The organism is Streptodolium elevatio (genome assembly GCF_053592165.1).
In genome coordinates, this window is record NZ_JBSFVE010000022.1 from 105,615 (window position 1) to 119,024 (window position 13,410).

At 70.8% G+C, this 13,410-nt stretch carries 13 protein-coding genes and 2 pseudogenes; 9 read left to right on the plus strand and 6 right to left on the minus strand.

The features are described from left to right. The first annotated feature begins 83 nt into the window (after window positions 1-83). The gene (locus ACWD12_RS32465) at window positions 84-1,307 is read left to right on the plus strand and encodes a glutathionylspermidine synthase family protein (RefSeq protein WP_450102561.1); all 1,224 of its coding nucleotides are present in this window, start codon (window positions 84-86) and stop codon (window positions 1,305-1,307) included. A gap of 102 nt (window positions 1,308-1,409) precedes the next feature. Here the strand turns inward: ACWD12_RS32465 and ACWD12_RS32470 are convergent, their stop codons facing one another. After that, window positions 1,410-1,913 carry an SRPBCC family protein gene (locus ACWD12_RS32470; RefSeq protein ID WP_358352364.1) on the minus strand — a complete coding sequence of 168 codons (504 nt, stop codon included), beginning with the start codon at window positions 1,911-1,913 and terminating at the stop codon, window positions 1,410-1,412. Window positions 1,914-1,973: 60 nt separating this feature from the next. On the opposite strand from ACWD12_RS32470, the gene ACWD12_RS32475 reads away from it, so the two are divergent. Next, complete coding sequence (locus ACWD12_RS32475) at window positions 1,974-2,603, plus strand: TetR/AcrR family transcriptional regulator (protein ID WP_450102562.1); 630 nt, start codon at window positions 1,974-1,976, stop codon at window positions 2,601-2,603. A gap of 245 nt (window positions 2,604-2,848) precedes the next feature. Continuing rightward, on the plus strand, window positions 2,849-3,022 hold the full coding sequence (locus tag ACWD12_RS32480) for a hypothetical protein (RefSeq protein WP_450102590.1): 174 nt from the start codon (window positions 2,849-2,851) through the stop codon (window positions 3,020-3,022). Window positions 3,023-3,071: 49 nt separating this feature from the next. Here the strand turns inward: ACWD12_RS32480 and ACWD12_RS32485 are convergent. Then, window positions 3,072-3,287 (minus strand): annotated as a pseudogene (locus ACWD12_RS32485) (EF-hand domain-containing protein); the annotation flags it as partial. A 423-nt stretch (window positions 3,288-3,710) separates the two neighbouring features. On the opposite strand from ACWD12_RS32485, the gene ACWD12_RS32490 reads away from it, so the two are divergent. Both ACWD12_RS32490 and ACWD12_RS32495 read left to right on the plus strand, forming a co-directional pair. Continuing rightward, window positions 3,711-4,568 (plus strand): helix-turn-helix domain-containing protein, encoded by an 858-nt coding sequence (locus ACWD12_RS32490; protein WP_450102563.1) that lies wholly within the window; start codon window positions 3,711-3,713, stop codon window positions 4,566-4,568. A gap of 83 nt (window positions 4,569-4,651) precedes the next feature. Then, a pseudogene (locus tag ACWD12_RS32495) lies at window positions 4,652-5,097 on the plus strand (cupin domain-containing protein). A 138-nt stretch (window positions 5,098-5,235) separates the two neighbouring features. Here ACWD12_RS32495 and ACWD12_RS32500 read toward each other — a convergent pair. Beyond that, complete coding sequence (locus tag ACWD12_RS32500) at window positions 5,236-5,535, minus strand: putative quinol monooxygenase (protein WP_450102564.1); 300 nt, start codon at window positions 5,533-5,535, stop codon at window positions 5,236-5,238. 446 nt (window positions 5,536-5,981) lie between these two features. Between ACWD12_RS32500 and ACWD12_RS32505 the strand changes: the two genes are divergently transcribed. Next, complete coding sequence (locus tag ACWD12_RS32505) at window positions 5,982-6,494, plus strand: DUF2231 domain-containing protein (RefSeq protein ID WP_450102565.1); 513 nt, start codon at window positions 5,982-5,984, stop codon at window positions 6,492-6,494. Between the two features lie 70 nt (window positions 6,495-6,564). Next, a complete protein-coding gene (locus ACWD12_RS32510; RefSeq protein ID WP_450102566.1) occupies window positions 6,565-6,786 on the plus strand; it encodes a CsbD family protein in 222 nt (73 codons plus the stop codon). 39 nt (window positions 6,787-6,825) lie between these two features. Here the strand turns inward: ACWD12_RS32510 and ACWD12_RS32515 are convergent, their stop codons facing one another. From ACWD12_RS32515 to cas3g, 3 genes are all read right to left on the minus strand, one after another. Further along, a complete protein-coding gene (locus ACWD12_RS32515) occupies window positions 6,826-7,596 on the minus strand; it encodes a hypothetical protein (RefSeq protein WP_450102567.1) in 771 nt (256 codons plus the stop codon). 212 nt (window positions 7,597-7,808) lie between these two features. Continuing rightward, window positions 7,809-8,177: a chorismate mutase gene (locus ACWD12_RS32520; RefSeq protein WP_450102568.1), complete on the minus strand. Its 369-nt coding sequence runs from the start codon at window positions 8,175-8,177 to the stop codon at window positions 7,809-7,811. A 215-nt stretch (window positions 8,178-8,392) separates the two neighbouring features. Continuing rightward, entirely contained in the window at window positions 8,393-10,693 is a 2,301-nt protein-coding gene (cas3g, locus tag ACWD12_RS32525; RefSeq protein ID WP_450102569.1) for a type I-G CRISPR-associated helicase/endonuclease Cas3g, read from the minus strand. A 578-nt stretch (window positions 10,694-11,271) separates the two neighbouring features. On the opposite strand from cas3g, the gene ACWD12_RS32530 reads away from it, so the two are divergent. Beyond that, a complete protein-coding gene (locus ACWD12_RS32530) occupies window positions 11,272-11,475 on the plus strand; it encodes a cold-shock protein (protein WP_358352341.1) in 204 nt (67 codons plus the stop codon). A gap of 375 nt (window positions 11,476-11,850) precedes the next feature. After that, window positions 11,851-13,320: a DEAD/DEAH box helicase gene (locus ACWD12_RS32535; protein WP_450102570.1), complete on the plus strand. Its 1,470-nt coding sequence runs from the start codon at window positions 11,851-11,853 to the stop codon at window positions 13,318-13,320. Window positions 13,321-13,410 lie beyond the last annotated feature (90 nt).

The following is a 13,410-nucleotide window of genomic DNA, read 5'->3' on the forward strand; positions in this document are numbered from 1 at the left end:
ACCCGACTTCGGTCCGGCGCACCTGTCCCCCAACCCGCCGGGCTGCCCGCGTGCCGGTTCCCAGGCCGTGCCACCATGCGGCGATGGACCGGATAGCGATCGAACCGCGGCCCGACTGGAAGCACTTGGTCGAGTCGCAGGGGATGTTGTACGTGACGACCCGCCTGGACGGCGGCGGCGAGGTGCCGTACTGGTTCGAAAACGCCTACTACCGGTTCACGCTGCCGGAGATCGACCGCCTGGAGCAGGTGACGCGGGAACTGCACGAGATGTGCGTTTCGGCGGCGCGGCACGTACTGGAGCGCGGCGACCTGGCGGCGTTCGCGCTCCCGGAGGACGCGCGCGCCTACCTCCTGCGCACGCTCGACGAGGACCATCCGAGCCTGTACGGCCGCTTCGACCTCGCCTGGGGCGGCGCGACCGGCGGCATCGCCGAGCCGAAACTCCTCGAGTACAACGCGGATACGCCGACGACGCTGATCGAGGCGTCCATGATCCAGTGGTTCTGGCTGCGGGACCGCTTCCCCGACCGCGACCAGTGGAACAGCCTGCACGAACGCCTCGTGCGGGCCTGGCAGCGCATGGCGCCGAGGCTCGCGTCCGAGGTCGTGCACTTCGCGCACGTGGGCGGCACCGACTTCGACGAGGAGTGGCTGACCGCCTCGTACCTCCGCGACACGGCCACCGAGGCCGGGCTCACCACGGTCGGCCTGGAGGTCGCCGACATCGGCTGGCACGACGGCGCGCTGCGCTTCGTCGACCTTGAGGACCGGGCGATCGACACGATGTTCGTGCTGTATCCGTGGGAGGACATGCTGACCGATCCGTTCGGGCGCCACGCCGTCGACCACCCGGACACCGTGCGCTTCCTCGAACCGGCCTGGAAGGCCGTGCTGTCCAACAAGGCGATCCTGGCGACCCTTTGGGAGCTGTATCCCGGACACCCGAACCTCCTCCCCGCGTACCTCGACTCCCCGCGCGAGTTGACCTCGTACGTCGCAAAGCCCTTGCACGGCCGCGAAGGCGACTCGGTGCGCATCGTCACGCCCGACTCGGAGTACGTGCACCCGAGCGTCGACTACGACGGCTCCGAGGGCTGGTGCTTCCAGGAGTACGTACCTCTGCCGAACCTCGACGGCAATCAAGTCGTGCTCGGCTCGTGGATCGTCGACGGCAAGGCCGCCGGCCTCGGCGTCCGCGAATCCGACGGCCCCGTCACGGACTTCTACGCCCGCTTCGTCCCCCACATCGTCGACACCCCCGCCCCCAGCGAAGCCGAACGCATGCGATGGCTCGAGGAGGATTAGGCGCGTCTTCGATTTCGCGGGTCGGGCCGTCCGGCCACCCACTTCTACGCACGGGGTGAGCGCGCCTCTCGCGGCGGTGCGACCTGAGCCCGTGCCGGTGAGTCAGGCTGCGAGGCGTGCCACCCCACGCCCGATGCCGCGTAGCAGGCGTACGTACCGGCTCCAGCGCGCCGGGCGTGCCACCGCGCCCGTGCACGCCAGTTCGGCGCGGTCGAGGCTGTCCGCCAGGCAGGCGTTGTGGAGCGGCCGCCACAGGAGTGGCCAGGTGAGCCGGGCCGGTCCGCGAGCGTCCATGGCGAGGGTGTGGCGCAGCAGCGTGTGTTCGTCGTCGACGGCCAGGACGGCGTATTCGTGGAATCCGTGGAAGCCGCGCGGTCCGCTGAAGGCGAAGCGAACCCAGACGGAGGGGACGTACGCGGCGACCGTGTAGCGGACCGGACCGTGGCCGCCTACCGCCCCGGCGGCCAGGGGACGGTCGAACTTCATCGGCGGCCACTCCCGGCGCGGCCACAGTTCGTCAGCGCTGCTCGACAGGGCGTCGATCAGCGCGCCCACGTCGCTCTCCTTCGCGGTCAGCAGTCGCTCGTGCACGTTGTAGATGCCCATGCGTCCTCAGAACTGTTGTAGAGATATCTCTCTAATATTCTGGAGAGTACTCTCTAACTCATGGCCAGACCAGCCCGCTTCGACGCCGACCAACTCCTCGACGCCGCCGTACGCCTGGCCGCGGCAACGGGACCGGGCGGGGTGACCATGTCCGCGGTCGCCAACGACGTGGGGGCCCCGAGCGGTTCGGTGTACCACCGCTTCCCCGGGCGACCCGTGCTGCTCGCCGAGGTGTGGCTGCGGACGGTCGAGCGCTTCCAAGAGGGCTACTTCAAGGCCCTGGACACGGACGTCGACGCGCGGCAAGCGGGACGCGCGGCCGCGCGCCACGTCGTCTCCTGGAGCCGCGCCCACCCGGAGGAGGCCGCCGTCCTCCTGTACGGCGCCGGTGACTTCGGACGCGCCCACTGGCCCAAGGAACACGTCCACCGTGCGGAACACGGCAACCAGCGCGTGCGCACCGCCCTTGCAGCCCTCGCCGAGGCGCTGGGAGCCAAGGCCCGCCAGGACACCGAATGCGTCGAACTCGCCCTCATCGACCTACCGCTCTCCCTGGTCCGCCGCCACCTACGGACTGGTGAGCCGCTTCCCGCCCACGCCGAAGACCTCGCCGAGGAATGCGCCACCGCCCTACTCAACTCGCTCCCCACCAACTCGACTTCGCCGCCCCCGCCCCCAGCCGCCCCCTGACAACCCGGCACGTTCAGCCCTACTCGGCGGACGCCGGTGGGGCTCTGCGCCCGCACCGTCGCACTCAGGGGCTTGTATTCCTCGTTTGGGTGTATCTGTCAGCCGTTCGGGTTGGCGCGGCAGGCTGGACGGAACAGCTCACGTGAACCGGGTCGCGGGGACCGGCGTGCGAAGTCCCAGGCGATCGGCGGTTCTTGCCCGTGGGTCCCGCTCGCGGGACCGCCGCAGAGGAAGGGGCCGATGCGATGGGGATGAACGATGACCAGGTGGAGGCGCGGGACATCGCGGGAGGGGTACGCGACCTGCTGCGCGGGACGGGGTCGCGCGCGGACAGCAAATGGGTGCGGGGGCTCCGGCGGGCCCGGGAGAGCAACGTGCCGTTCGGGGTGGCCCTGCACGCGCGAACGGCCTTGCGGTGATGCCGAATCCCGCCGGTGTGGCGAGCATTGTCTCCGTGCAGGCAATGACGAACTCGTCGCGCGTGATCTTGCCGTCGCGGTCGACGTCCGCGGCATCGGCGAGCGCGGCCCGGAACGTCCCGGCGCCGTCGAGGACCGCTCGGCCCTGCGCGGACTCCCGGGTGAGCCCAAGGCCCTCCACCACCCTTTCGCCTGCGCGCTCGAAGTCGGCCTTGGTGACGACTCCGTCCCCGTCGACGTCGATGGAGTCGAAGCGCACGGCCATCTTGCGCTGGTAAAAGTCCCTGTCCACGGTTTCCTGCCCTTTCGCTCGGGTCGCCACCTGATCATCGGTACGCGGTCGCGTCACCACGAGGGGCCGCTCCGGCAGGGCGTACGAACCTCATGCAAACGGGAGACACCGAGGACGGCCGACTGACGCAGTCGGGAGCAGCGGACCGCTCGACGCGGCGGTTCGCCGACGACGGTCGGTCGGCGTCGGACCACACGTTGCAGGCGATGTTGGCGACCTGCCCAACCCCCTTTGCTCACCGGCAGGAACGGCCGAGGGCGTTCCATTCGGCATCACCACGATCTCCCGCCACCCATGCCCACAGAAAGGCGGCTTCGGCAATGGGCTCTGTCCACCTGCACACGCCCCCGTACCCGGACGACCCTGCCGGTCGCGCCGGCTCGTACGCTGGGGTGTGTGGAGGATCGCGCGGATATCGGGATCGGTGCGCGTCCGGCGCCGACGTTGCGGCGGTACGTGGACTCGTACGTCGGCTTCGACCTGCGCGCCTTTCCGGCAGGTGTGCACTGCGGCCCGCCGAGCCGCGCGCTCACGACGGTGATCGGACTGTCAGGTCCGTTGCAGGTGGCGGCGGGCGTGGACGACGGGTCGCCGGTCAACGAATTCACCGCCGTGGCCGGAGGTCTGCGGTGCCGGTCCGCCGCGATCCACCACGACGGGCGCCAGCAAGGCGTCCAGGTATCGCTGACACCACTCGGGGCACGGGCCATATACGGCTTGCCCGCCGCTGAACTCGCTCACCAACTGGTCCCGCTCGACGAGCTTCTCGGAACGCTGGGCGTCGAGTTGGTCGACCGGCTCCGTACGGCCACGACATGGGCGACGCGGTTCACCGCGCTGGACGAACTGTTCCTGCGGGCCGTCAATCGTGGCAGCGACCGCGTACGCCGGGTGCGACCCGAGGTGGCGGAGGCCTGGTCCCGCCTCGTCGGTGCGCGGGGGCGCGTCCAGGTCGGTGCGGTGGCCGCGGAACTCGGCTGGAGCCGTCGGTACCTCACCGAGCGGTTCAGCGGTGAGCTGGGTCTGTCACCGAAGACTTTCGCCCGAGTACTGCGCTTCGAGCACGCCCACGAACTGGCCACGGCGCGGAATCCCCTCCCGTGGGCCGCTGTGGCGCCCCTTGCCGGCTACGCGGACCAGGCCCATCTCGTACGGGACTGGAGCGAGTTCACCGGCCGGACGCCGACGGCCTGGCGTCGCGGCGAAGTCCTCCTCGGGAGCCGCGCAGGCGAAGGCTCGCTCGGGACCGCATAGCCGCCAGCCGAGTGCCCGCCGCGTCGCCGTCTGTTCCCATTCGTTCAAGACCATCCGAACACTGCGGTGTGACGATCGCCGGTATGGAACTCGTCAACCACACACGCAATGCCATCGACCTCCGAACCACCCCCGTGCACCTCGGCCTTGGCTCGCGGGCAAAGCCCATCGAGGGCTTTGCCTGGGACCCGGAGGTGCTCAAGGCCTACAGCGCCGCGGTCGCGGCAGACGGCGCCGAGGGCCGACTGGTGGCGATCATCGACGGCGACGGCCCCGGCGACCACTGGGAGAACCACCCCGCCGGCGACGAACTGGTCGTCTGCCTCAGCGGGTCGGTCACAGTCACGCGCGACGTGGACGGCGTACCCGACCGCGTTCTGCTCGGCCCGGGCGAGGCCACCGTCAACCCGGCCGGGATTTGGCACGCTGTCGACATGACGGGCCGACGTCCATCCTGACCATCACCGCCGGCATCGGCACCGACCACCGCCCTCGCACGGACGCCGACGCCCAAGGCGACGAGGGCTGATTTCACGACCGGCCGCCCTGTCACCCGTTGGTCCGAGGCCGCGATGCCCGGAGCACGGGGACCGCCCCGCCCACGGGCCGTACCCCTGTCGTGCGATTCGGGAGTACGGCCCGTGGGACGCGCGCGGCTGGTACCGGGTCAGGCGGGGACGTCGGTCAGGCGCCGCAGGGTGAACGGCTCCGCGAGAATCTCCCCCAGGACCTCCGCGACGTGCGCGAAATGCGGCAGCGAGAAGTGGTGCTCAAGAGCGGCCTCGTCGGCCCACTCCTCGACGATGATCATCCGATCGGGGCGGGCCGGGTCGGCGTACGGCTGGTAGCCCAGGCAGCCGTCCTCGGCCAGCGACGGCCCGATCATCGCGTCCAACTCCCGGCGCAGAGGCTGCTCGTGGCCCGGCTTGGCGATGAACGCGGCAACGATGGTCAGCGTGTTCGACATGGAAGGCTCCCCTGCGAGTGAGGCCGTCGTCGTCGTGACCGGCGACGACCGGCGGATGCCCTCCATCCTGCGAGCCGCCGCCCGCCCCACCCAGAGCCCTGCTCGACCCCGGTCCACCGTGCCTGGGTCCACCAGAACCAGGCACCGACCCACCCGGACACCCGACACCGCGGCCGGCGGTCGGAGCGTGCGCTGCCATCTGCATGTAGAGGTGCGTACCGGCGCGGCGCCCGGACGTCGTACTGGTGCCTGGACGGTCAAGCCTCGCACCCGCCGAGCCAGGTGGTCGTGGAGACCTCACCAAGGCGCGGACGGCACGCAGCATCCGCCCCCTCCCGAATTCGTAGTGCGACGCACGGCACAGGTGCCGGCGTGGTGTGGGGGACACGGTTGCGGGCAAAGAGCCCACACCGGCCGACGTTCACACGGCCGGGTGAGGAGGCACGATGACCCGCAAACCGACCGCGATAGCCAAGCGCCCCGCCCACCGCATGCTGGCGCCGCTGCCCATCGCCGGCTACCTCGGGGCCCTGATCGGGTACGCAGCGTACGGAGCCCACCACAGCAGCTTCTGGCTCGACTACGCCATCTCCATGAACGCCCTCGGCGTCGCCGGCGCCGTCCTGGCCGCGCTCCCCGGCGTACGCGACCTCAGGCACGTGATTCCCACCCGCGGACCGGCCCGGCACACGGCAACGACACACGCGGCACTGAACAGCTTCGCCCTCGCGCTCTACGTCATCGCCCTTGCGCTGTACGCCTCCTCCTGGAACGACCCCACGCGAAGCGCCGCGGCAGGCATCACCCTCACCGCCCTCGGCACCGCCGCCACCGCCACGGCCGTGGCCCTCGGCCGCTCACTCGCCCGAGACCACCGCACACCACCTCGCGGCGTGGGCGCCACCCCCATCACCACGTGGCACGCCACCGAAGCCGACTCACCCCACCGGCGACGCTGACCCCGACTGTCCCCGGGGTCGGCCATTCATGGTCGGCGTGATCGCTTCCGGCCGGGGAAGGGGTCCGAATATGGGCTTCACGAGCGCGAAAAACGAACTCAAAGGCAGGGCCAAGGAAGTCGCCGGACGTCTGACCGGCGACCGACCGCGCCGCAACGCCGGCAAAGCCGAGAAGGAGCAGGCCAAGGCACAAGGCCTGACCGAGGCCACCCACGCCGCCGACCGCCCCTCCGGCCCCGACGACACCCCTACGGACGCCACCCGAGCACCCCGGCGACGCCCACCTCGATGACCGCGACGGTCCCGGTCCGGCCCCCCTACGGCACACGTATCAAGCCGACGTGTCGGCCATGGGCGGAGGGGAGGGTCCGCGCATGGACCGCGCCAGCTCGGAGACGTGCCTTGCCTGGGCTTCGGAGAGGCGCCGCACCTCCCACAGCAGCGCGGCGGCATCGACGGCTTCCGGGGCCGGGGGCGGTGGCTCCTCAGCCAAGTGGACGCTCGTCAGCGCGGCCAGTTCCCGGGCGTCGACGCCCAGCAAGGCCGCGAAATCGGTCACCAGGCGGGGCGTCAACTCTTTGCGGCCGCCGCCGATCACCCCGTACGTGGACGCCGACAAGCAGGTGGGCGTCACCACCGCCAGTAGCCGCGCCATGCCCATCCAGTCCAGATTGCGGTACTGGAGCATACGGATGATCCAACCGCCCGGACCCGTGTGGGACGCCAGCTGTTTTGCGGTGAAGATCGACGGACGTGGCTCCTGCGGCAGCGAGCGAATGAGCCCCAGGAGTTCACTCCGCTCGGCAACAGGAAGGCGCACCGCGTCCATCACGATGTACGGCGCCCGCAGCCCAGCGACGCCATCCAGCGGCGCCATCTCGTCCGGAACCGCGAACCCCGCGAGGACCAACAAGTCGACGGCCTCGAAACCCACGGCAGGCGCGACCTGCCGGAGCAACCCCTCGCCGGGGGCCGCCCCCGCGATCACCGCTCGGACCTCGTCGGCCGGCAATCCGGCACGATCGGCCAGTTCCTGCGCACTCAGCTCTCTGTGGGCCAGCAGCCGCGCCAGCACCACGCCGAAGCCAAATCGCTCCGCCATGCCCCCACCCCGTCACCGTGCTGATCGCATAGATACCGCACCGAAAAGGGCCAGCCGCACTCCCCGACCGTGACCCTCACCTGCCGGGCCACATACGCGCCGCAGCCGCCCGACCCTCAACCGCAGTTGACACTTCGTGGAGCTTCGACAGAGCAGGACCGGGTCGGCAGCATCACTGCCCCTTCCGCCGTTCCAGCAGTCCAGGCCGCGGGTCAGGCCGGATGTTCGGGGGGTGCCGGGTTGATGCGGTCGTGTTCGGCGAGTTCTAGCGTGATGAACGCGGTGATCATGGCCCGCCAGACGGCTTCGGCGACCTCGGGGGCGAGGCCGGCGGCTTCGGCTTTGGCGCGTACGCCGGCGATGACGCGTTCAACGCGGTCGGGGGCGCGTACCGATTGCTCGTCGGTCTTGAACGTGGCGGCGGTGCGGACCAGGGACTGACGGCGGGTCAGCAGCGCGACGAGCTCGGCGTCGATCTCGTCGATGTGACGGCGCACTTCGGCGAGGGACTGTGGTTCCGGTCGCGGGTGGACCGGCTCGATGTGGGACGGTTCGGGGGCAAGCGGGGTGGGTTCGGGCACACCAAGAGCTTAGTAGCGTCCTTATGGGCGGCTTGTGGGTTGGGGGTGGGGGTGACCCCGTCGATGAAGGCCCTTGCCAGGCACACCAGTTCATCGGGCTGCTCGAAGAGCGCCAAGTGTCCCGAGTCGAGTTCGGCGTAGGTGCTGTCCTTCATGCCCGCGTGCAGGGCCCGTGCGCCTGCCACCGGCACCGGGTCGGGAGCCGGCGACACGGCTCAGGATTTGGGTTCCGGCGCGGCTTCGGGTGCGGGTCCCGGCGCAGGTTCCGGCGTGGGACCGTCGTGTCGGGCGCTGGACCGCCAGTCGGCGACCCGTACCAGGGACTCGAGATAGGCGAGCCGGAACGGTCCCAGATCGCCGCGGTCCCGCAGTGCCAAGGCCCGCGGTGTCCACGCACCGCCGGGGCGGAACACCTCGGTGTCGAGGGACTGCGCGGGGAAGTGGTCGCCTGGGAAGACGGTCACCGGGGGCGTGCGGTCGCCGTCGCGGACACCGAGCAGCGTCGGCGCGGCCTCGACGGTTTCGGCGGCCTCGGGGCGCACCGACACACGCACCTGGCCGTGGTGCGCGGCGACCAGGTACGTCACCAGGCTCGGGTCGACGCAAGGAGTGTGCCATTGCCCGCCGTGCAGCAGGATGAGTGCGCTGACCAGTTCGTGCCGGAAGTACGGGCGCGCCGAAACCCCGTTGTTCCACGGTGCCTTGGACTTGGCCAGCAGGTGGTCCGGAGGATCGCCGCCACCGCCGTCGCGCAGCATGGCCTGGAACACGCCGTGGCACTTGCCGAGATCGTGGAACCTCGCCGCGCGGGCCACCGCTTCCCGCTGTCCCTCGGTGAGCCCGGACAGCACGGCCGTGAGCGCACGCGCCTCTTCCTCGGTCTCCAGCAGGTGCCGGTCGAGGCTCACCCACGCGACACACTGAAAAGCGGCGATCCCGCGTCCCGTGAAGAGCGAAGGCACCGGCGTTGTGCTCTCGGGCGCCCACCCCACCCCGGGCAGGTGGCCGCCGCGTGCCGAGTCGACCAACACGACTGATCCGGCGCGGAGATCGTCGGCCTGGGCGCGCCGCCACCGGCCGTCGGCAGGCCCCCGGAGCCACGCCCCGCCGTCCAACAGTCCCTGTACGTCGGCGAGTGGGGCCTCGCACTGCTCGATGCGCGCGGGTTCCGGCTCGTCCTCCGCGGGCATCCCCGACTCCCAGGCGCGCCACGCGACGAAGACCGTGCGATCGTCGTCGGCGCAGATCCACGGACTCGCGTCGGTCGGAGCCGCGCCGCGGGCGTTGTCGAACATCGCCAACACATCGTGTTCGTCCAGTATTTGGGAAGACGGGGTGTCGTGGTCGACATTCGCGTGGAACAGGTCGGCGGTGGTGACCGGCTCGCCCTCGTGCGCGTCCAGCCAGCGCGCGACTCCCGCACCTGCCCTTCCTGCCGTCGGTGCAACGCACCACAACAGGTCCCCGCCATCGGGGTGTTCGCCGTGGCGGTTGCACCGACCGGCGCGTTGCACGAGCGCGCTCCACGGGGCGAGTTCGGTGAAGAGCGTACGGCTGGACACGTCGCATCCGACGTCAAGTGCCCCCGTGGTGACCAGGATTCGATCCAGGCCCGCATCTTCCAGATCCCGTGCGCGATCGCGACGGTCGACGGAACGCGCGTACGGCTGCACCAACACGATCTCGCGGCCCTGGTGTGCCGTACGCAGCGCGCTGTAGACCTCACGTGCCCGTCGGGCGGAGTCCAGCACGGCGATGGTCTGCGTGCCGGGCACGTGCGCCGAACCGAGTGCGTCGACGAGGTCCCGTACGTAGCCGTCCGGGTCCGCGGCCGGGTGCAGTCGCCTGACGCGTCGAACCGCCCCCAGACGGGCGCCCATTGCGTCGTCGCCGACGGCCGCGACGTGCGACGCGTCCCCGTCCCCGTCCCACGTCGACGACATCCACGAACTGCCGGTCGGCGCCGTCGTGCCGAGCGACTCGCGCAGCGACTGCAGCCGTACGCTCGTCGGCAGCCCCGGGCCCAACAGGTGCATTTCGTCGAACACCCAGTGCGCGTCGGTGTTGAGGAGCCCGAACGACACGGGCGCCATCGCCCGGGCGTCGGCGAACCCGCGCATCAGGGCGCGGCTCAGCAGCCCGTCGTGCGTGCCCACCAGAATCGCGGTGCGCTCGGGGTGCCGACGCCAGGTCCCGTTCTGCGACTCCGGGCCGGCCAGCAAGTGCAGATCCACTTCGTCCGCGCACCCGAGGCGGTACACCCACTCGGCGATCCTCGCGTGCGTGTGGTCCGCGAGGCGGCCCTGCGGGAGCACGTACACCAATCGCCGCGGCGTCTCCTCGACCGCGGACACCAACCTCCGGTACAGCCAGGCCAACACGGCGGCAGCGGTCTTCCCGCCTCCCGATGGCACCCGGAGGGACCGCGGCAGCCCGCTCTTCGCGAGGTCGGCCTGATAGGCGTAGGGGCGATGCCCGGTCGCCGTGTGGAAGAACTCCCCGAATCCGCGCATCATTCACGACTCCCTCGTAGCCGGACTCCCGACCTTAGATGCCGGTGGACGAACGCGAGCGACGAAACCGCCGTCGATCCGCGGGCCGATCTGTCGACCGCTCACGAACTGCCGGTTGTCGACCCCGGCGAAGCACGCGGCGGCACACAACCGGCGGTCACCTAACACGGCACCGGCCAGGGCCGCGGCAGCGCCCGTGCGGCCCGCGCCCCGGCGTGACCGACGGCCCGCGTAACCCGCCTCCTCGGCGCGACCATCGTGAACGCGTCCACCGGCGTCCTCGACGCCGACGGCCGGCACTGAATATGTGTGGTTGCGAGCACAGAAATCGCCGTGCCGTGCGATGAGGATTTCTCGCACGACATACCGAGGAGAATCGCCGAGCGCACGAAAACGGTCGCAGCGTGCTACTGTCATTCTCAGTTGCAGTTGTGGTTCCCAGAAACTTCAAGTGCCCTCGCCGTGGTTTTTCCCCCGGTGGGAGCACTTTTTTGTGTCCGGCATTCTCCGGCGGGAAATCATCGCGGCGACGCGGGGTCCGTATCGTGCGGACCCCGGGCCCTGCCCCGAAGGAGATCGACATGGCTGCCGGCACTGTGAAGTGGTTCAACGCGGAAAAGGGATTCGGCTTCATCGAGCAGGACGGCGGCGGCCCGGACGTCTTCGCCCACTTCTCGAACATCGCCGCCCAGGGCTTCCGCGAGCTGCAGGAGGGCCAGAAGGTGACTTTCGACGTCGCCCAGGGCCAGAAGGGCCCGACGGCGGAGAACATCGTTCCCGCCTGACTCCTCCTGCCTGACGCCTGACGCGTTCGGCTCAGCCGGGGCCCGCACCTTGGGGTGCGGGCCCCGGCTCGCTTCTGTTTCCGGGCGCCCGGCCACTCCTGCGCTCCGAGCACTCCGAGTGCTCCGGGCACTCGAGTCACTCCGGGCGTTCGACCGGAACTCCGCGCTTTTCCGGCGGGCGCACTTCGCCGCGACCTCCCGCGAAACCCTGCGGCGTCGCTTTTTCCGGACCCGCCGCACCCGCCCCGACCCGGGCGGCGCAGTCGGCGACCCACGAATTCACTCGACCTGTTTCTGCGATTCTCCCGCATTCCGCGCACGACGCGCGTGCCCGCGGGAATTCCTTGACACCGGTCGCATCAAGGAAGGCTCCGCATGAATCGCACACGGACAGAAAACCGCCGCTCAGGCGCCACCGGCGGCCGCCCCGGCTCGGGGCAACACGGCGGCCGCAACGTGTCGGGCGCGTCCGGCCGCCGCGGCGCGACGGGACGCCCGGGAGGGCAGGGCCGCCGCGGACCTGTGCCGCAGGGCGAGTTCGCGCTGCCGGCGACGCTCACCCCCGCGCTCCCGCCCGTCACGGCGTTCTCCGACCTGGCCATGCCGGTGCAGTTGCTGCCGGTCCTCGCGGCACACGGGGTGACCGCACCGTTCCCGATCCAGGCGGCGACGCTGCCGAACGCCCTCGCGGGACGAGACGTACTCGGACGCGGCCGCACCGGGTCGGGCAAGACGCTCGCCTTCGGGCTGGCTCTGCTGTCCCGGATCGCCGGTACGCGCGCGGAGCCGCGACGTCCGCTGGCTCTGGTCCTCGTCCCCACCCGCGAGCTGGCCCAGCAGGTGACCGACGCGCTCACGCCGTACGCCCGCGCGCTGGGTCTGCGGCTGACCACGGTGGTCGGCGGAATGCCGATCGGCAGGCAGGCCGCCGCCATGCGTGCCGGTGCGGAGGTCGTCGTCGCGACTCCGGGCCGCCTCAAGGACCTCATCGACCGGGGGGAATGCCGGCTGGACCAGGTCGGCACCACCGTTCTCGACGAGGCCGACCAGATGACCGACATGGGCTTCATGCCGCAGGTCACCGCCCTGCTGGACCAGGTGCGTCCGGACGGGCAGCGGATGCTGTTCTCGGCCACGCTGGACCGCAATGTCGACCGCCTGGTGCGCCGCTACCTGAGCGACCCGGTGGTGCACTCCGTCGACCCGTCCGCCGGCGCGGTCACCACGATGGCGCACCACGTGCTCCACGTGCACGGCGCGGAGAAGCATCGCGCGACCACGGAAATCGCCGCCCGCGACGGCCGGGTGATCATGTTCCTGGACACCAAGCACGCCGTCGACCGGCTGACCCGGCACCTGTTGGGCAGTGGGGTACGCGCCGCGGCGCTGCACGGCGGCATGTCCCAGCCGCACCGCACCCGCACTCTCGTTCAGTTCAAGTCCGGCCATGTGACGGTGCTGGTCGCGACCAATGTCGCGGCCCGCGGGATCCACGTCGACCACCTCGACCTTGTCGTGAACGTGGATCCGCCCGCGGACCACAAGGACTACCTCCACCGGGGAGGCCGCACCGCCCGCGCCGGCGAGTCCGGCAGCGTGGTCACCTTGGTGACGCCTGACCAGCGCCGCGGCATGAGTCGGCTGATGGCGGCCGCGGGCATTACCGCGCAGACCACCCAAGTGCGTTGCGGCGACGCCGAGTTGAGCCGCATCACCGGCGCGCAGGCCCCCTCGGGCATTCCGGTGACCATTTCCGCGCCGGCAGCAGAACGCCCCAACCGCGGCGGGGCCGCCTCGCGCGGGCGCCGCAGCCGCACCGCGAGGAACCGGGGGGCGGCCGCGTGACCCGACGCACGGACAGAGGATTGGCCGCGTCCGACGCAGCCGCTTGAGCACGTGCCGTCCGGGCCCTACCTGTCCGGAAGGGCCCACCCA